Source organism: Ramlibacter sp. PS4R-6 (assembly GCF_037572775.1).
Lineage (GTDB): Bacteria > Pseudomonadota > Gammaproteobacteria > Burkholderiales > Burkholderiaceae_C > Ramlibacter.
The window spans coordinates 1,213,456-1,231,014 of record NZ_JBBHKA010000001.1 but is presented as its reverse complement, the minus strand read 5'-3'; the positions used below and the strand labels follow the sequence as shown (position 1 = coordinate 1,231,014).

21 protein-coding genes are annotated in these 17,559 nt (G+C 68.5%); 13 read left to right on the top strand and 8 right to left on the bottom strand.

What is annotated here, in order from left to right; all coding sequences use genetic code 11:
* Positions 1-15 precede the first annotated feature (15 nt).
* The 4 genes from WG903_RS06075 (at position 16) to WG903_RS06060 (ending at position 4,034) form a co-directional block, all read left to right on the top strand.
* Entirely contained in the window at positions 16-795 is a 780-nt protein-coding gene (locus tag WG903_RS06075) for an SDR family oxidoreductase (protein WP_340073340.1), read from the top strand.
* A complete protein-coding gene (locus WG903_RS06070) occupies positions 792-1,160 on the top strand; it encodes a dihydroneopterin aldolase (protein ID WP_340073339.1) in 369 nt (122 codons plus the stop codon). Before WG903_RS06075 ends, WG903_RS06070 begins: the two co-directional genes overlap by 4 nt.
* Positions 1,160-3,202: a M3 family metallopeptidase gene (locus WG903_RS06065; protein ID WP_340073337.1), complete on the top strand. Its 2,043-nt coding sequence runs from the start codon at positions 1,160-1,162 to the stop codon at positions 3,200-3,202. Before WG903_RS06070 ends, WG903_RS06065 begins: the two co-directional genes overlap by 1 nt.
* A gap of 76 nt (positions 3,203-3,278) precedes the next feature.
* A complete protein-coding gene (locus WG903_RS06060) occupies positions 3,279-4,034 on the top strand; it encodes a transglutaminase-like domain-containing protein (RefSeq protein ID WP_340073336.1) in 756 nt (251 codons plus the stop codon).
* Here the strand turns inward: WG903_RS06060 and WG903_RS06055 are convergent.
* On the bottom strand, positions 4,031-4,753 hold the full coding sequence (locus WG903_RS06055) for an ABC transporter substrate-binding protein (RefSeq protein ID WP_340073335.1): 723 nt from the start codon (positions 4,751-4,753) through the stop codon (positions 4,031-4,033). The genes WG903_RS06060 and WG903_RS06055 overlap by 4 nt on opposite strands.
* A gap of 35 nt (positions 4,754-4,788) precedes the next feature.
* Here WG903_RS06055 and ttcA point away from each other — a divergent pair, with 35 nt between their 5' ends.
* The 5 genes from ttcA to WG903_RS06030 are packed head-to-tail and all read left to right on the top strand — an operon-like array spanning position 4,789 to position 9,944.
* On the top strand, positions 4,789-5,715 hold the full coding sequence (gene ttcA / locus WG903_RS06050; RefSeq protein WP_340073334.1) for a tRNA 2-thiocytidine(32) synthetase TtcA: 927 nt from the start codon (positions 4,789-4,791) through the stop codon (positions 5,713-5,715).
* A gap of 30 nt (positions 5,716-5,745) precedes the next feature.
* Positions 5,746-6,339, top strand: coding sequence for a DUF4136 domain-containing protein (locus WG903_RS06045; protein WP_340073332.1), 594 nt, complete (start codon positions 5,746-5,748; stop codon positions 6,337-6,339).
* Positions 6,340-6,396: 57 nt separating this feature from the next.
* Positions 6,397-7,041 carry a histidine phosphatase family protein gene (locus WG903_RS06040; RefSeq protein ID WP_340073330.1) on the top strand — a complete coding sequence of 215 codons (645 nt, stop codon included), beginning with the start codon at positions 6,397-6,399 and terminating at the stop codon, positions 7,039-7,041.
* Complete coding sequence (locus tag WG903_RS06035; RefSeq protein ID WP_340073329.1) at positions 7,025-8,188, top strand: DSD1 family PLP-dependent enzyme; 1,164 nt, start codon at positions 7,025-7,027, stop codon at positions 8,186-8,188. The genes WG903_RS06040 and WG903_RS06035 overlap by 17 nt, the downstream gene beginning before the upstream one ends.
* Positions 8,189-8,207: 19 nt before the next feature.
* Complete coding sequence (locus tag WG903_RS06030; protein WP_340073328.1) at positions 8,208-9,944, top strand: lysoplasmalogenase family protein; 1,737 nt, start codon at positions 8,208-8,210, stop codon at positions 9,942-9,944.
* Here the strand turns inward: WG903_RS06030 and ruvB are convergent.
* Both ruvB and ruvA read right to left on the bottom strand, forming a co-directional pair.
* Positions 9,893-10,951: a Holliday junction branch migration DNA helicase RuvB gene (gene ruvB / locus WG903_RS06025; RefSeq protein WP_340073327.1), complete on the bottom strand. Its 1,059-nt coding sequence runs from the start codon at positions 10,949-10,951 to the stop codon at positions 9,893-9,895. The two genes, WG903_RS06030 and ruvB, sit on opposite strands and share 52 nt — an antisense overlap.
* Positions 10,948-11,523, bottom strand: a complete 576-nt coding sequence (gene ruvA, locus WG903_RS06020; RefSeq protein WP_340073325.1) for a Holliday junction branch migration protein RuvA — start codon at positions 11,521-11,523, stop codon at positions 10,948-10,950. Before ruvA ends, ruvB begins: the two co-directional genes overlap by 4 nt.
* 37 nt (positions 11,524-11,560) lie before the next feature.
* On the opposite strand from ruvA, the gene WG903_RS06015 reads away from it, so the two are divergent.
* Both WG903_RS06015 and ybeY read left to right on the top strand, forming a co-directional pair.
* Positions 11,561-12,496 (top strand): PhoH family protein, encoded by a 936-nt coding sequence (locus WG903_RS06015; RefSeq protein ID WP_340073324.1) that lies wholly within the window; start codon positions 11,561-11,563, stop codon positions 12,494-12,496.
* Position 12,497: 1 nt separating this feature from the next.
* Positions 12,498-12,953, top strand: coding sequence for an rRNA maturation RNase YbeY (ybeY, locus tag WG903_RS06010; protein WP_340073322.1), 456 nt, complete (start codon positions 12,498-12,500; stop codon positions 12,951-12,953).
* Here the strand turns inward: ybeY and dtd are convergent.
* The gene (gene dtd / locus WG903_RS06005; RefSeq protein WP_340073321.1) at positions 12,950-13,390 is read right to left on the bottom strand and encodes a D-aminoacyl-tRNA deacylase; all 441 of its coding nucleotides are present in this window, start codon (positions 13,388-13,390) and stop codon (positions 12,950-12,952) included. The genes ybeY and dtd overlap by 4 nt on opposite strands.
* Positions 13,387-14,304, bottom strand: a complete 918-nt coding sequence (locus tag WG903_RS06000) for a cation diffusion facilitator family transporter (RefSeq protein ID WP_340073319.1) — start codon at positions 14,302-14,304, stop codon at positions 13,387-13,389. The genes dtd and WG903_RS06000 overlap by 4 nt, the downstream gene beginning before the upstream one ends.
* A gap of 51 nt (positions 14,305-14,355) precedes the next feature.
* Between WG903_RS06000 and WG903_RS05995 the strand changes: the two genes are divergently transcribed.
* Positions 14,356-14,775, top strand: coding sequence for a cupin domain-containing protein (locus WG903_RS05995; RefSeq protein ID WP_340073318.1), 420 nt, complete (start codon positions 14,356-14,358; stop codon positions 14,773-14,775).
* A 3-nt stretch (positions 14,776-14,778) separates the two neighbouring features.
* On the opposite strand, the gene vapC is transcribed toward WG903_RS05995, so the two are convergent.
* Entirely contained in the window at positions 14,779-15,186 is a 408-nt protein-coding gene (gene vapC / locus WG903_RS05990) for a type II toxin-antitoxin system VapC family toxin (RefSeq protein WP_340073317.1), read from the bottom strand.
* Positions 15,186-15,473 carry a type II toxin-antitoxin system VapB family antitoxin gene (locus tag WG903_RS05985; protein ID WP_340073316.1) on the bottom strand — a complete coding sequence of 96 codons (288 nt, stop codon included), beginning with the start codon at positions 15,471-15,473 and terminating at the stop codon, positions 15,186-15,188. The genes vapC and WG903_RS05985 overlap by 1 nt, the downstream gene beginning before the upstream one ends.
* Before the next feature lie 52 nt (positions 15,474-15,525).
* Between WG903_RS05985 and WG903_RS05980 the strand changes: the two genes are divergently transcribed.
* Entirely contained in the window at positions 15,526-16,200 is a 675-nt protein-coding gene (locus WG903_RS05980; protein WP_340073315.1) for an ankyrin repeat domain-containing protein, read from the top strand.
* Here the strand turns inward: WG903_RS05980 and tyrS are convergent.
* Positions 16,197-17,429, bottom strand: coding sequence for a tyrosine--tRNA ligase (gene tyrS, locus WG903_RS05975; protein ID WP_340073314.1), 1,233 nt, complete (start codon positions 17,427-17,429; stop codon positions 16,197-16,199). The two genes, WG903_RS05980 and tyrS, sit on opposite strands and share 4 nt — an antisense overlap.
* Positions 17,430-17,559: the final 130 nt, after the last annotated feature.

Sequence of the window (17,559 nt, the reverse complement as noted above, 5' to 3'; positions counted from 1 at the left end):
CCGCATTGTCCGCCAATGAACGCCCCCGCCCGCACCGCACTCGTCACCGGCGCCGCCAAGCGGCTCGGCCGCGAGATCGCGCTGGGCCTGGCGGCCGGCGGCTGGCAGGTGGCCGTCCACTACCGCAGCTCCGCGGACGAGGCGCAACAGACGCTGCAGGACTGCCGGAAGCTGGCGCCGGGCCTGCGCTTCGAGAGCTTCGCCGCGGACCTCGCCGATGAAGCCGCCGCGCGCGCGCTGGTGCCGCAAGTTGCCGGCCGCTTCGGCACGCTGGACGCCGTGGTCAACAGCGCCTCGCTGTTCCAGCACGATTCGTTCACCACCTTCGGCGCCGATTCGCTGCGCGCGCACATGCGCACCAACACCGTCGCGCCCATCGTGCTCGCCACCGCCTTGCACGAGCACGTGTCGGCGCGCAACGGCAGCGGCGTGGTCGTGAACCTGCTCGACCAGAAACTCTGGAACACCAACCCCGACTTCGTGAGCTACACGCTGTCCAAGGCCGCGCTCGAGTCCGCGAACACGATGCTGGCGCTGGCGCTGGCGCCGCGGGTGCGCGTGGTCGGCGTCGCGCCCGGACTCACGCTCACCAGCCACATGCTGACGCAGGCGCAGTTCGAGCAGTTGCACCGCCTGTCGCCGCTGGGGCGCTCGTCCACGCCGCAGGACGTGGCGGCGGCGGTGCGTTTCGCGCTGGAGAACGCATCCATCACCGGCACCACCCTGTTGGTGGACGGCGGCCAGCACCTGATGAAGTTCGACCGCGACTTTTCCCTGATGCCCGAGACGAAATGAGCAAGGCCGGCCAGCAGATCCTCACCCTCACCGGCCTGAAGTTCGAGGCCAACCTGGGCATCCTCGACCACGAGAAGTCCTCGCCGCAGCCGATCATGGTCGACGCCGAACTGAACCTCGGCCCGCAACCGCTGCTGCCGCGCGACGACGACATCAAGCACGTGCTGGACTACCGCAAGGTGCGCCGCATCATCATCGAGGAGTGCAAGGCCGAGCACGTGAACCTGCTCGAAAGCCTGATCGGCAAGCTGGCCCACCGCCTCATGCAACTGCCCGGCGTGGTCGGTGTGCGCGTGCGCATCGCCAAGCTGGAGATCTTCGAGGATTGCGAAGTCGCGATCCGTATTGAAACGGGACTTTGGTAATGACACACGACAACCCCCTCCTGCAGGACTGGCACGGCGCCTGGGCCGTCCCGCCTTTCGAATCCGTTCAGCCCACACACTTCGAACCCGCGTTCGACGTCGCGATGAAGGAACACCGCGACGAGCTCGACGCGATCGCGAACGACGCAGCACCGGCGAGCTTCGACAACACGCTGGCCGCCTTCGACCGCAGCGGTGCGCGCCTGTCGCGCATCGAGGCGCTGTTCAGCAACCTGTGCCACTCGCACACCAACCCCGAGCTGCAGGCCGTGCAGCGGCGCATGGCGGTGCCGCTGGCCGCGCACGAGAGCGCGATCTACATGCACCGCAAGCTGTTCGCGCGCGTGCAGGCGGTGCACGAAACGCGGCAGAAGGCCGGGCTTTCCAGCCAGCAACTGCGCCTGCTGGAGCGCGTGCACCTGGACTTCGTGCGCGCTGGCGCCATGCTCGCGCCCGCGGCGCAGGAGCGCTACAAGGAAGTGACACAGAAACTCGCCGAGCTCACCACGGCTTTCGGGCAGAACGTGTTGCACGACGAATCGACGTGGCAGCTGGTGCTGAAGACGGAAGGCGAACTGGCCGGCCTGCCCGAGTTCGTGCGCAGCGCCGCGCGATCGGCGGCGCAGGAGCGCGGCATCGAGGGTTACGCGATCACCTTGTCGCGTTCGCTGATCGTGCCCTTCCTCACCTTCTCGCAGCGGCGCGACCTGCGCGAGACCGCGTGGCGCGCCTGGGCCGCGCGCGGCGAGCATGCAGGCGAGCACGACAACCGCCCGCTCATCGCGCAGATCATCGAGCTGCGCCAGGAACAGGCCCAGTTGCACGGCTACAAGAGCTTCGCCGACTACGCCCTCGTCGACCGCATGGCCCGAGAGCCCAAGGCCGTGCACCAACTGCTCGACGACGTGTGGGACCGCGCAAAGCAGAAGGTGGAAAGCGAACGCGCGCAGCTGAAGGCCGCGCAAGCCGCCGACGGCGCGACGGGCGAGATCGAATCGTGGGACTGGCGCTACTGGGCCGAGAAGGTGCGCCAGCGCGACTACGCCATCGACGACGCGCAGGTGAAGCCCTATTTCGCGCTGGAGGCGATGGTGAACGCCGCGTTCGACACGGCGCAGCGCCTCTTCGGCATCCGCTTCACGCCGCGTCCCGACCTGCCGGCCTACCACCCCGACGTGAAGGTCTACGAGGTGCACGACGCGCAGGGCGGCCCCGTCGGCCTGTTCTTCCACGACAACTACGCGCGCCCCAGCAAGCGCAGCGGCGCCTGGATGAGCACCTTCCTGCGCCAGGGCCGCAACGGCGGCACGCTGCGGCCGCTGGTGGCGAACAACAACAATTTCGCCAAGGGCGCGCCCACGCTGCTGTCCTTCGACGACGTGCGCACGCTGTTCCACGAGTTCGGCCACGGGCTGCACGGGCTGCTGTCGAACGTCGACTACGTGAAGCTCTCGTGCACATCGGTGCTGCAGGACTTCGTCGAGCTGCCTTCGCAACTGTTCGAGCACTGGATGTCCGAGCCCGAGGTGCTGCGCCGCCACGCGCGCCACGTGCAGACCGGCGAGCCGATCCCCGACGCGCTGATCGACAAATTGCAAAGGGCGGCGAAGTTCGGCCAGGGCTACGAGACCGTGAGCTACGTCGCCAGCGCGCTGGTGGACATGGCAGTGCACACGCACCCCGATCCCGCGTCGGTCACCGACTGGAGCGCCTTCGAGGCGCAGGTGCTGCGCGAGCTGCGGCTGCCGCCGGCCGTCGACACGCGCCACCGGCTGGTGCATTTCCAGCACCTGTTCTCCGGCGACGCCTATGCCGCGGGCTACTACGTGTACATGTGGGCCGAGGTTCTGGATGCCGACGCTTTCGGTGCCTTCAAGGAGGCCGGCAACCCCTTCGACGCGCAGGTCGCCGCGCGCCTGAAACAGTGGATCTATTCCAGCGGCAACAGCGTGGAGCCGGGCGAGGCCTATGCCTCGTTCCGCGGCCGCGCGCCGAAGGTCGAGGCGCTGCTGGAAAAGCGCGGCCTCCTTCAGCCGGCCTGAGGCAGTTGCAACAGGCAACGTCGGGGCGCAGAATGGGCCGAAACGCCGGATGCGCCCCGGCCTGGGAGACAAAAGCGTGGTTTCTCCGGTTGCCGTCAGCGACGACCCCTCCGACTGGATGGAGTCGACGCAGCTGGCCGACCTGCACGACACGAAACTGCGCCTGAAGGCCCAGTCGCTCACGCAGCTGTGCCGCAGCGAGCGCGAGAAGGTGCTCACGATCTACGGCGCGGTCAAGCGCATCCCCTTCGCCAAGCCCGTCAAGCTGCGCCTGCGCACCGCGCACGAGGTATTGCGCGCCAAGCGCGCCGATGCCGAGGACAAGGCGACGCTGTTCCTCGCGCTGCTGCGCACCGTGGGCGTGCCGGCGCGGCTGCGCTACGTCGAGCTGCACGGCGACATCCTGCGCGGGCTGACCAACGCGATTGCCAGCGCGGGCCGCCCCGTGATGGAGGCCTGGCTCGACGGCCGGTGGCGCTGCACCGACACCTACATCTTCGACGCGCAGTACGTCGCCGCGGCGCGCGCGCGCCTGCGCGCGCAGACCTGGGACTGGGGCTACGGCCTGCACCGCCGGGGCGATTCGCTGTGGGACGGGATCGGCGACGCCTACCTCACGGGCAACGAAGCCATGTCGGCATCGATCTCGCTGGGTGTGCTGGGGACCTTCCACGACCCCTACGACTTCCAGGTGTCGGCGGCTTACCGCGACCGCTACCCGCACGTCACGCGCACCATGCGCTGGAACGTGCTGGCCCCAGGCATGAACCGCGCGGTGAAGAACCTGCGCCAGACGCAGCCGGGGCGCCTGGGCTCGCTCGAGACGCTCTAGGCGGCAGGCGCGACGCTCGCGCCTTCGATCTTGTGGTGCGCCAGCGCCTGTGCGACGAAGCCGCCGGACTTCATCTCCTCGACGAAGCGCGCGAGTTCGGCAACGGCTTCCGGCCCGCGCGAGCGCTGGCAGCCCATCGCCTGCTGGATCACCATGAAACGTCCCGGCAGCAGGCGCAGGCCGCCAAGGCGCTTCGCGTCCATCTCCAGTTGCTGCTTCACGTTGGCTGCGACGTCGGCCTTCTCCTCCAGGAAGAAGTCGACCACCGCCGGCGACGACGGCGCGCGCAACAAGGTCGCGCTCTTTACCTCGCGCGTGAGGTACAGGTCGTAGGCGCTGCCCTGCCCAACGACGACGGTGCGGCCCGGCTGGTCGACCTCCTCGTTGGCGCGCAGCGGCGAGTCTTCGCGCACGAGGTATGCGCCTTCGATGTGCACATAGGCAGCCGTGAAGGCAATGTGCTCGGCACGCTTCGGGTCGATGGCGAAGAAGCCGATGTCGGCTTGGCCGCCCACGACCACATCGACCGACTTCGCCGCCGTGTCGACCACGACGAATTCGACCGGCACGCCCAGCCGCTGCGCGAACGCCGTCGCGAGGTCCACGGACACGCCCGTCGGCGCGCCGCCGGCCGTGTCCTTGCGCGCGAGCACGGCGTTGCCGGTGTTGATCGCGGCGCGCAGGCGCCCGGTGGGTGCGAAGGTCGTGGCGAGGCTCATGCGGGAATGGTAGCCGGTGAGACAATACGGGGACCATGAGCGCCGTCTGGAACGAACAGCCCGCAGCCCCCGTCTCGCACGAGAAGGAGCGCAGGATCGAGCGCGAGACGCACAAGCTCGAGAAGCGCCTGTGCCGCCTCGTGGGCCAGGCCATCGCCGACTACAACATGGTCGAGGCCGGCGACAAGGTGATGGTGTGCCTGTCGGGCGGCAAGGACAGCTACGCGCTGCTGGACATCCTGCTGAAGCTGCGGGCGCGCGCGCCGATCTCGTTCGACATCGTCGCCGTCAACCTGGACCAGAAGCAGCCGGGCTTTCCGGAGCACGTGTTGCCGGAGTACCTCACGCAGCTGGGCGTGCCTTTCCACATCGAGGAGCAGGACACCTACTCCATCGTCAAGGACAAGATTCCCGAGGGCAAGACGATGTGCAGCCTGTGCTCGCGCCTGCGCCGCGGCATCCTGTACCGCGTGGCGGATGAGCTAGGCGCCACCAAGATCGCGCTGGGCCACCACCGCGACGACATCCTCGCCACCGTGTTCCTCAACATGTTCTTCGGCGGCAAGCTCAAGGGCATGCCGCCCAAGCTCTGCAGCGACGACGGCAAGCATCTGGTGATCCGCCCCCTCGCCTACGTGGCCGAGAAGGACCTGGTGCGCTGGGCCGCGCACCGGGCCTTCCCCATCATCCCGTGCACCCTGTGCGGCAGCCAGGACAACCTGCAGCGCCAGCAGGTGGGCGAGATGCTGCGCGAGTGGGACCGCAAGTACCCCGGGCGCCTGGACAACATGTTTTCCGCGCTCCAGAGCGTCGTTCCTACACACCTGGCCGACGGAACCCTCTACGATTTCAGGAATCTGAAAGTAACGGGTGAAGCCAGCGACCACGGCGACAAGGCGTTCGACGACGACGAGTTCCCGGCGCCCGCCGCGCTGCCGAGCCTGCAAGTCATCAAGATGTGAAGCCGCCGGGCTTCACTGCAGAGGTGTGCAATGAAGTCCAAACGCATCGCTTCCTGGATCGCCGTCGCAACCCTGGCCCTGCTCGCGGGCTGCGCCGGCACCTACACGGTGGACAACACCGTCCAGTCGTTCAGCCAGATCCCCACGCTGCCGCAACCGGCCACCTATCGCTTCGAGCGCCTGCCCTCGCAGCAGGACGTGAACCAGCCGCAGCTCGAGGCGATGGCCGACCCCGCGCTCAATGCCGCCGGCCTGCGCCGCGACGACGCGACCCCGCGCTTCTCCGTGCAGATCAGCGCCCGCACCGAGCGCACCGTGTCGCCTTTCGCCGACCCCTGGGACCGCTTCGGCTGGGGCTTCGGCGCCTGGGGCCGGCGCCGCCACTTCGGCATGGGCGTGGGCTTCGGCTACCCGTCGTCGGAGCCGTCCTGGTTCCACCGCGAGGTCAACGTGGTGGTGCGTGACCTCAGCAACAACCGGGTCGTCTACGAGTCGCGCGCGATCAGCGACGGACCCTATTTCGACGGCGCGAAGGTGTTCCCGGCCATGTTCACGGCGGCCCTGCAGGGCTTCCCCAACCCGCCCGCCGGCCCCCGGCAGGTGAACATCCAGATACCCAGCTAAAAACCCGCCTTCCGCGGCCTTTTGACGCCACCCCTCGCCGTTGGCGAGAATGGGGGTGTGGAAGCCACGCGAATCATTGCGATCCGGCATGGCGAAACGGCGTGGAACGCCGATTCCCGTATCCAGGGCCAGCGCGACGTCGGCCTGAACGAGACCGGGCGCTGGCAGGCGCGCCGCGTCGGCGTCGCCCTGGCCGGGGAGGACATCGCCGCCGTCTATTCCAGCGACCTCGGCCGCGCGCACGAGACCGCCCGCGAGATCAGCGAAGTCACCGGCCTGCCGGTGGTGCGCAGCGAGGGCCTGCGCGAGCGCGCCTTCGGCATGTTCGAGGGCAAGACCTTCGACGAGATCCACGAGGCCTGGCCCGACCATGCGCAGAACTGGCGCCGGCGCCTGCCCGAGTGGCAGCCGCCCGAAGGCGGCGAGTCGCTCGTGGAACTGCGCGCGCGCGTGCAAAGGACCATGGAGGAACTGGCGGCGCGCCATCCCGGCGAGCAGATCGTCGTCGTGGCCCACGGCGGCGTGCTCGACGCGCTGTACCGCATCGCCACCGGGCAGGAAGTGAATTCGCCGCGCACCTGGGAGTTGCCCAACGGCGCCATCAACCGGCTGCTGTGGACGCCGGAAGGCTTCACCCTGGTCGGCTGGTCCGACACGCAGCACCTCGATTCGGAAGCCGAGGACGATGCCACCTCCTTCTGAGCGCCTGCAGGCGCTCGTCGGCCGCGGCGTCGCGGAGATCGACACCCCCGCCCTGGTCGTGGACCTCGATGCGATGCACCGCAACGTGGCCCGCATGGCCGAGTTCGCGCGAAAGCACGGCGTGCGCTGGCGGCCGCACGCCAAGATGCACAAGAGCGCCGAGCTCGCCCGGCTGATGGTAGAGGCCGGCGCCATCGGCTGCTGCGTGCAGAAGACGGCCGAAGCCGAGGCGATGGCGGCGGGCGGCGTGCACGACATCTACATCAGCAACGAAGTGGTCGCGCCGCACAAGCTGGCGCGCGTGGCTGTGCTGGCGCACCAGCTCGCGGCCGAAGGCGGCCGGCTCGCCATCGCGGTCGACAGCATCGAAGGCATCCGCCGGCTCGCGCAGGCAATGGCGAACGCGCACGCGGCGATCGACGTGTTCGTCGAGATCGACGTCGGGCAGAACCGCTGCGGCGTGCCGCCCGGCCCGGAAGCCGTCACGCTGGCGAAGGCGGTGGCCGAGCACGCGGCGCTGCGCTTCGCGGGCTTGCAGGCCTACCACGGCCGCGCGCAGCACCTGCGCGGCGCGCAGGAGCGGCGCGACACCATCGCCGTCGTGATCGAGGACGTGGTGCACACGCGCAAGCTCATCGAAGCGGAAGGCATCGCGGTCGAACTCGTCACCGGCGCGGGCAGCGGCACGATGGTGTGCGAAGCCGCCAGCGGCGTGTACGGCGAACTGCAGGCCGGCTCCTTCCTCTTCATGGACGCGGATTACGCGGCGAACGAACGCGATCCCGCGCAGCCGCAGTTCGAGCACGCGCTCTTCGTGAAGACACAGGTGATCGGCGTGCACAAGGACCGCGCGATCTGCGACGCCGGGCACAAGAGCCACGCCATCGACTCGGGCCTGCCCAAGGTGCTGGCGGTGGACCCGGACAGCGAGCTCGAATACGGCAACGGCGGCGACGAGCACGGCATCCTGCGGCCGTTCCGCGGCGGGCATCGCCTGCCGGCGATCGGGCGCTTCCTGTGGCTGATCCCGGGCCACTGCGACCCCACCGTCAACCTGCACGACGCCCTGGTCGGCGTGCGCGGCGGCCTGCGCAGCGGCACGGTGGAACGCATCATCAGGGTTGACGCCAGAGGCGCCCTGACCTGAGCAGCCGGACAATGCTGGTATGTCCCAGTACCAGATCATCGTCTACGCGACGCCGGTCTTCCTCCTGCTGATCGCCATCGAGTTCGCGTACGGCCTCGCGAAAGGCCGCAACACCTACCGGCTGGACGACGCGATCTCGAGCATCGCGCTCGGCATGCTGAGCGAAGTGACCAAGGTGTTCACGCTGCTCCTGCGCGTGGGCATCTACGCCGCCGTGTTCGAGACGCTCGCCCTGTGGCGCAACGACGGCTTCTGGATGGCGTGGTACGGCTGGGTGCTGGCGCTGGTCTTCTACGACTTCTGCTACTACTGGCTGCACCGCCTGGGGCACGAGAGCGCGGTCCTGTGGGCGGCGCACGTGGTGCATCACCAGAGCCAGGACTACAACCTGTCCACTGCGCTGCGGCAGACGAGTTCCGGCGCGCTGCTCGGGTGGGTCTTCTACGTGCCGATGGCGCTCGCCGGCGTGCCGCCGCTGGTGTTCGGCATCGTCGCGATGGTCGACCTGCTGTACCAGTTCTGGGTGCACACCGAGCACGTGCCCAAGCTCGGGTGGTTCGACCGCGTGTTCGTCTCGCCCTCGAACCACCGCGTGCACCACGCCGTGAACGACCGCTACCTCGACCGCAACTATGGCGGCATCCTGATCGTGTGGGATCGCATCTTCGGCAGCTTCGAGGAGGAAAGCGAGAAGTGCATCTACGGCACGCGCTCCCCGCTGCAAAGCTGGGACCCGCTGTGGGCCAACGCCGAGGTCTATTGGGCGCTGATGAAAGACAGCTGGCATGCGAAGAGCTGGGCCGACAAGCTGCGTGTGTGGATCAAGCCGCCGGGCTGGCGGCCCGCCGACGTCGCCGAGCGCTTCCCGAAGCCGGCCTTCGACATCGCAAAGGTGACGCGCTACGAACCCCAGATGACGAAGCAGATGGCGGGATTCGCGGCGATCCAGTTCACCGCCATGCTGTTCGGCGCCACGGCCTTCCTGTGGAATGCCGAGGGCATGCCCCTGCCTCATGCCGCCGTGTGGGTGGGCGTGTTCGCGCTGTCGCTGTGGGCGCTGGCCGCGGCCATGCAGGGCCGCATCGCGATGGTCGAGGTGCTGCTCCTGGAGGCCGCAGCGCTGGCGACGGCGACCGCTGCGGTCGGCATGACGGACCTGCACCGCTGGCTCAAGCCGCTGGTGATGGTGATCGCCATCGGCTTCGTGCTGCATCGTGGGCGCGTGCAGTGGCTGCTGGTGGGCGCGCTGGTGTTCTCGCTCGTCGGCGACGTGCTGCTGCCGGGGCGTTTCATCCCCGGGCTCGTAGCCTTCCTCATCGCGCACCTTTGCTACATCGCCCTGTTCCGCCGGGATGCACCGTGGTTCGCGAGCCGCAAGGCGCTTGCGGGGACGCTGGCCGCGGCGGTCGTGATGTACGCGATCCTCTTCCCGCACCTGCCGCCGGTGCTGAAGGTCGCCGTCGCGGCCTATGCGCTCGTCATCGCATCCATGGCCGCACAGGCCATCGGCCGCGCCTCGGTTCTGCGGGACCAGCACGCAGCCGGCGTCGCCATCGGCGCGGTCGTGTTCATGCTCAGCGACTCGATCCTCGCGATCAACAAGTTCGCGGTGCGCATCCCGATGCAGGAGTTCTGGGTGCTGGCGACCTACTACGCGGCGCAAGTGCTGATCGTGCACAACGCGCGCGCCCACGCGCCGGTGGCTCAGTCGCCGAACAGCTCGCCGGCGCTTTTCGGGGGCGCCACCCCCAGGTGACGGAACGCCGCCAGCGTGGCCACGCGGCCGCGCGGCGTGCGCTGGAGGTAGCCTTGCTGGATCAGGTAGGGCTCGATCACGTCCTCGATGGTATCGCGCTCCTCGCCGATGGAAGCCGCGATGTTGTCCAGCCCCACCGGCCCGCCGTCGAAGCGATGGATCACCGCCTCGAGCAGCTTGCGGTCCATCACGTCGAAGCCTTGCGGGTCCACGTCGAGCATGGCCAGCGCCTTGTGCGCGATGTCCTTGTCGATCTTGCCGCTCCCCTTGACGTCGGCGTAGTCCCGCACGCGGCGCAGCAGGCGGTTGGCGATGCGCGGCGTGCCGCGTGAGCGCTGCGCGATTTCGGTGCTGCCCTGGTCATCGATCGGCGCGTCGAGCAGCTTGGCGCTGCGCCGGACGATGCGCGTCAGCTCCTCGGGCGTGTAGAACTCCAGCCGCGCCACGATGCCGAAGCGGTCGCGCAGCGGGTTGGTGAGCATGCCCGCACGCGTGGTCGCGCCGACCAGCGTGAAAGGCTGCAGGTCGAGCTTGATCGAGCGCGCCGCGGGGCCCTCGCCGATCATGATGTCGATCTGGTAGTCCTCCAGCGCGGGGTAGAGGATTTCCTCGACGACCGGCGACAGGCGGTGGATCTCGTCGATGAAGAGGACGTCGTTCTTCTCGAGGTTGGTGAGCAGCGCCGCCAGGTCCTTCGGCTTTTCGAGCACCGGGCCCGAGGTCTGGCGCAGGTTCACGCCGAGCTCGTGCGCAATGATGTGCGACAGCGTCGTCTTGCCCAGGCCCGGCGGGCCGAAGAGCAGCACGTGGTCCAGCGCCTCGCCGCGCTTCTTCGCGGCGCCGATGAAGATTTCCAGCTGCTCGCGCGTCTTGGCCTGGCCGACGTATTCGGCCAGCAGCTTGGGACGCAGCGCGCGCTCGATCGCCTCCTCGTTCGGCGAGGCGGGCGCGGCCGACACGACACGCTTGTCCGGCGCGGGCGCGAAGTCGTCGGTCTGGATGGTCATTTGGTCAGCGCCTTCAGCGCCTGCTTGATGCCTTCGCTCACGCCCACGTCCTTGGGCAGCGACTTGAGCGATGCGGCCGCTTCCTTGTCGCTGTAGCCGAGCGCGACCAATGCCTGCAGGATGTCCGCCTGCGCGTCGCTGGTCGCCACGGCGTTCGCGGCCCCGAGGTCCGCGCCGATCTTGCCCTTGAGCTCGAGCAGCAGGCGCTCCGCGGTCTTCTTGCCGATGCCCGGCACCTTGACCAGCCGCGCGGAGTCCTGCGCCGTCACCGCCTGCGCGATGTCGGCCACGCTCAGGCCCGACAGCACCGCCAGCGCCGTGCGCGGGCCGACGCCCGAGATCTTGATCAGCTGGCGGAAGGCTTCGCGCTCGCCGCCGGAGGCAAAGCCGTAGAGGATCTGCGCGTCCTCGCGCACGACGAAGTGGGTGAGCAGCGACACCTTCTCGCCGACGCCGGGCAGGTTGTAGAAGGTGCTCATCGGCACGTCGACTTCGTAGCCGACGCCGTTGCAGTCCACCAGCACCTGCGGCGGGTTCTTGTCCGTGAGCAGCCCCGTCAATTTGCCTATCATGCGGCTTCCAGCTTCCTCTTCGCAGGATTATCACCGCTTGATCCTCAAACACCAGTTCTCGCCCGCCAGCAACACGCGCCTGGCCAACCTCTGCGGGCCTACCGACGAACACCTGCGCACGATCGAGGAGGCACTGGCCGTGCGCATCCAGCACCGCGCCGACCAGTTCCGCATCGAAGGCGCCAAGCCCAAGGCGCAGCGCGCGCTCGAAATCCTGGAGGCGATGTACGAGATGGCGGGCCGGCCCATCGCCGCCGACAAGGTGCAATTGATGGTGGCCAGCGAGATGCCGCTGGACGAGGACGCCGAAGGCGCGCAGGTGCTGCACACGCGCCGCACCGACCTGAAGGCGCGCACGCCCAACCAGAGCGTGTACCTGGACAACATCGCCAACCACGACATCACCTTCGGCATCGGCCCGGCGGGTACCGGCAAGACTTACCTCGCGGTTGCGTGCGCGGTCGACGCGCTGGAGCGCAGCAGCGTGCAGCGCATCGTCCTCACGCGCCCGGCGGTGGAGGCGGGCGAGAAGCTCGGCTTCCTGCCGGGCGACCTGTCGCAGAAGGTCGACCCCTACCTGCGCCCGCTGTACGACGCGCTGTACGACCTGATGGGGTTCGAGCGCGTGACCAAGGCCTTCGAGCGCAGCGCGCTGGAGATCGCGCCGCTGGCCTTCATGCGGGGCCGCACGCTGAACAACGCCTTCGTGATCCTGGACGAGGCGCAGAACACCACGCCCGAGCAGATGAAGATGTTCCTGACGCGCATCGGCTTCGGCAGCAAGTGCGTGGTGACGGGCGACATCAGCCAGATCGACCTGCCCAAGGGCAGCCTGTCGGGGCTGGTCGACGCCGAGCGCGTCCTGCGCCGCGTGAAGGGCATCGCGCACACCTATTTCACCAGCGCGGACGTGGTGCGCCACCCGCTGGTCGCGCGCATCGTCGACGCCTACGACGCCGACCGGAAGAAATAGCATGCCGCAGGGCCGCTCGCTCGACTTCACGCTGCAGTTCGGGCACTTCGACGACGTGGCGGCGCACCGCCGCGTGCTCACGCCGGCCAACGTGCGCAAGTGGGTGGGGATGGCGCTGGACCATGCCGGCGAGATCGCGGTGCGCATCGTCGGCGAGGAAGAGGGCCGCGGCCTGAACAAGCAGTTTCGGCGCAAGGACTACGCCACCAACGTTCTCACGTTCGATTACGCGCGCCAGCCCATGGTGATGGCCGACATCGTGCTGTGCGGCCCGGTGGTTCAGCGAGAGGCGCTCGCACAGGGCAAGTCGCTGAAGGACCACTACGCGCACCTGCTGGTGCACGGCACGCTGCACGCGCAGGGCTACGAGCACGAAACCGGCGAGCGCGAGGCGCTGGAGATGGAAGCGCTGGAGATCCTGCTGCTGGGCGCGCTGGGCGTGCCCAACCCGTACTAGGCCACGCGCATCGGGATGGTCACCGGGCCGTCGTTGACCAGGTGCACCTTCATGTCGGCGGCGAATTCGCCCGTGGCGACGACCGGGTGCGCGGCCCGTGCCTGCTGCACGAAGTACTCGTAGAGACGGCGGCCCTCGTCGGGCGGCGCGGCGTTGGTGAAGCTCGGGCGGTTGCCGCCCGTCGTGTCCGCAGCCAGCGTGAACTGGCTGACCACCAGCAGCCCGCCGCCGGTGTCCTGCACGCTGCGGTTCATCTTGCCGGCCTCATCGCTGAAGATGCGCAGCTTCAGCACCTTGGCAAGCAACTTGTCGGCCTGGGCTTCCGCGTCGCCGCGCTCGGCGCACACCAGCACCAGCAGGCCGGCGCCGATCTCGCCGATCGTCAGTCCCGCGACGTCGACACGGGCTTGCGCCACGCGCTGGACCAGGGCGATCAAATGAGGTCCTCCTCGTCGGCGCTGTGCGTCTCGACGTTGGTCGGCAGCAGCTGGATCGTGGCGCGCAGGCCCGGCACCGCACTCATCAGTGCCTGTTCGACCGACGCGCGAACAGCCGCCGCGCGCCCGAGCGTCCAGCTCGCAGGCATGTGCATGTGCAGGTCCACGAAGCGCCGCTGCCCCGAGCGCCGGCTGGAGATGTGGTCGAAGCGGATGGTCGGGTGCTTGAACGTCTCCAGCGTGCGGGTGATCTCGTCGAGCACCTCGGGCTCGAGCGCCTCGTCCATCAGGCCCTGCGACGACTTCCACATCAGCGCCACGCCTTCGCGCAGGATGTTCAGCGCCACACCGATGGCCACCGCCGGGTCGAGCCATTGCCAGCCCGTGGCTGCGACCAACGCGACACCGACGATGACGCCGACCGAGGTCCACACGTCCGTGATGAGGTGCCGGGCGTCGCCTTCCAGCGCGATGGAGCGGTGCTGCCGCCCCGACTGCAGCATCACCCACGCGAGCACACCGTTGAGCACCGAGCTGACCACGGAAAGCGCCAGGCCCATGCCCACGGCTTCCAGCGGCTGCGGGTGGAACAGGCGCTGCACCGCCGCCCACAGGATGCCTGCGGCCGCGAGGAAGATGCACAACCCTTCGAAGCCCGACGAGAAGTACTCGGCCTTGGTGTGGCCGTAGGGATGGTCGGCATCGGCGGGGCGCCGCGCGATCGTCACCATCAACAGGCCGAACGCGGCGCTGGCCAGGTTGACGAGCGACTCCATCGCGTCGGACAGCAGGCCGACCGACTGCGTCACCCACCAGGCCAGGGTCTTGAGCGCGATGGTGACGAGCGCCACGATGATGGAGACGCGCAGCAGGAACTGCGGCGACAGCGTGCGGGCCGACGTGGCGATGGACATGGGGCGATTCTCGCGGATAGCATGCGTGGCTCAACCTCCAGGAGACAAGAAATGAGACAAGCCCTGATGCTGGCGGCCGTGGCCGCCCTCGCCGCCTGCACGACGCAGTCGCAGGCGCCCGCGCCCGCCGCCGCGCCCGCGGCGCCCGTGTCGGCGCTCAAGCGCGAGATGGTCGGCCGCGCCGACGTGTCGGTGCCCGGCCGCGAGGCGGTGATCGCGCGCGTGGAAGTCGCCCCCGGCGGCAAGGCGGGCCGCCACACCCATCCCGGCGACGAGATCAGCTACATCCTCGAAGGCGAGTCGCTGCTGCTCATCGACGGCCAGCCGCCGCGCCGCGTGAAGGCCGGCGAGTCGTTCGTGATCCCGGCGGGCGTGGTGCACGACGCGCACAACGACAGCGGCAAGCCGGTAAAGCTGGTCGGCGTGTACGTGGTGGAAAAGGGCAAGCCGCTGGCGACGCCGGCGCCCTGAGCCTCAGTGCGGGCGGCCGGGAAAGACGAGCAGCGCGGGCTCGACCTGCGCGAGGGCGAGGAAATCCCGGTCGTTGTGCACGAGCAGCGCGCCGTGCTCCAGGGCGAGCGCGGCGATGAGGCAGTCGCTGGGTTTGCGGATGGTGAGGCCCTTGCGGCGTGCGCGGCGATAGAGGTCGGCCGCGATTTCGAACGTCGAAAGCTCGCGGGGCTCCAGGATCAGCATGCCCCAGAAACGCTCGCGCCACTTCTCGAAGTCCTTGTCGCTGCCGAAGCCCTGGAGGACCTCCTGGACGATGACGCCGGTAGTCGCGAGCTCGTCGCTGTCGTTGCGGCCGGCCAGGAACCGGGTCGCGTCGCTCGCGGTGGCGCGCACGGTGTCGATCCAGACGGAAGAGTCCACCAGCAGCATCAGCGCTTCCGCCGTTTCGGCGGCACCACGGGTGCAACCTTGTAGGTGGCCGTTCCCTGTTCGACACGGTACTTGCCCGGCGGCTCGCCGGCTTCTCCCTTGGGGTCGTAGTCCGGCCAGAGGGCGTCCGGCCCGCTCAAGCCCCACATGTCGCTGAACCGTGTTCTCCTGGAGCGCGCCACCAGCTCGCGCAGCGCGCGGTCGACGACCTCACGCTTGGTCTTGGCGCCAGTGACCTGCATCGCCTGCGCGACGAGGTCTTCATCAATATCGATGTTGGTCAACATGACATGAATTATACATGTGATGTACAAGCAGCGCAAGCTCGACAATCGGGCGATGCGATCGCTCTTCCTGACCTGCCTGCTCCTGTGCGCCTCCGCCCAGGCGCAAGTTCCTCCCGCCGCATCCGAAATTGCGGCTTACGGCGGCCTCCATGCCGCGGCGCACAGGGGCGACGTCGAGGCCATTCGCCGCATTCGCGGACAAGGAGCCGACGTGAACGGGCGCGATGGGTACGGACGTACGCCGCTCCATGTCGCCACGTTCGCGAAACAGCGCGAGGCGATCCGCGCCCTCGCGCAAGCCGGCGCGAACCTCGGGCAGCTCGAGAACGATCGCTACGACGCCGTGACCATCGCCTCCGTCGCGAACGACGAAGACACGCTGCGCCTGCTGCTCTCGCTCGGCGCCAGCGCCAAGCTGGTCACCAGCCGCTACGACGGCACCGCGCTCATCGCGGCCGCGCACCTGGGCCACGCCGGCGTGGTCAAGCAATTGATCGCCGCCGGCGCGCCGCTGGACCACGTGAACAACCTGCACTGGACGGCCGTGATCGAGTCCATCGTCCTCGGCGACGGCGGCGCGCGCCACCAGGAGACGCTGAAGTCGCTGATCGACGCGAAGGCCAACCTGCAGCTCGCCGACCGCACGGGCGCGACGCCGCTGCAGCTCGCGCGCTCGCGCGGCTACACGGCGATGGTGCAGATGCTGGAGAAGGCCGGCGCGCGCTAGGCCAGCGTCACGCGCGCGAACTTGCGCTTGCCGACCTGCACGACGTAGGTGCCGGCGTTCAGCTTCAGCGCCTTGTCGCTGACGGCGCTGGAATCCACGCGCACGCCGCCGCCGTCGATCAGGCGGTTGGCCTCGCTGGTGGACGGCGCCAGGTTCGCCTGCTTCAGCAGTTGCGCAATGCCCAGCGGCGCGCCCGAAAGCTTCACGTCGGGGATGTCGTCGGGAATGCCCCCCTTGCTGCGGTTCGCGAAGTCCTGCTCCGCCGCGTCCGCCGCCTGCGCCGAATGGAAGCGCGTGGTGATTTCTTTCGCGAGCATCACCTTCGCGTCCTTCGGGTTGCGCCCGCCGCCGACTTCGGCTTTCAGCTTCGCGATCTCGGCCTCGCTGCGGAAGGACAACAGCGTGAACCACTTCCACATCAACTCGTCGGAGATCGAGAGCACCTTCGCGAACATCGTGTTCGCGTCCTCCGTGATGCCGATGTAGTTGTTCTTGCTCTTCGACATCTTCTCGACGCCGTCCAGGCCCTCGAGCAAAGGCATGGTGAGGATGCACTGCGGCTCCTGCCCGTACTCGGCCTGCAGGTGGCGGCCCATGAGCAGGTTGAACTTCTGATCGGTGCCGCCCAGCTCCAGGTCGCTCTTGAGCGCGACCGAGTCGTAGCCCTGCATCAGCGGGTAGAGGAACTCGTGGATGGAGATCGGCGTGCCGGCCTTGTAACGCTGGTCGAAGTCGTTGCGCTCCATCATGCGGGCCACCGTGTACTTGGCCGCCAGCTGGATCATCCCGCGCGCGCCGAGCGGGTCGCTCCACTCGCTGTTGTAACGAAGTTCGGTCTTCGCCGGGTCCAGCACCTTGAAGGCCTGCGCCTTGTACGTCTCCGCGTTGGCCTCGATCTGCTCGCGCGACAGCGGCGGGCGCGTGGTGTTGCGGCCCGACGGGTCGCCGATCATGGTGGTGAAGTCGCCGATCAGGAAGATCACCGTGTGCCCCAGGTCCTGCAGCTGGCGCATCTTGTTCAGGACCACGGTGTGGCCCACGTGGATGTCCGGCGCCGTGGGGTCCAGCCCCAGCTTGATGCGAAGCGGCACGCGGGTGGCCTCCGACTTCGCGAGCTTGCGTAGCCAGTCTTCCTGCGGGATCAGTTCCTCCACCCCGCGCAGGCTCACGCCCATCGCCTCGCGGACCCGGTCCGTCACCGGGAATTGTGTAACAAGCTCTTGATTCATAACGTTTTTCTGCTGGACCGGACGAGCTACGCCGGTATACTGCGCCAGCCCGAATGGATGACGTCGATTCTAGTTGTCGGCGTCCCACCCGCCCCGGCCGCACCCCGCTTGACCCGCGTGCGCGCCGCCT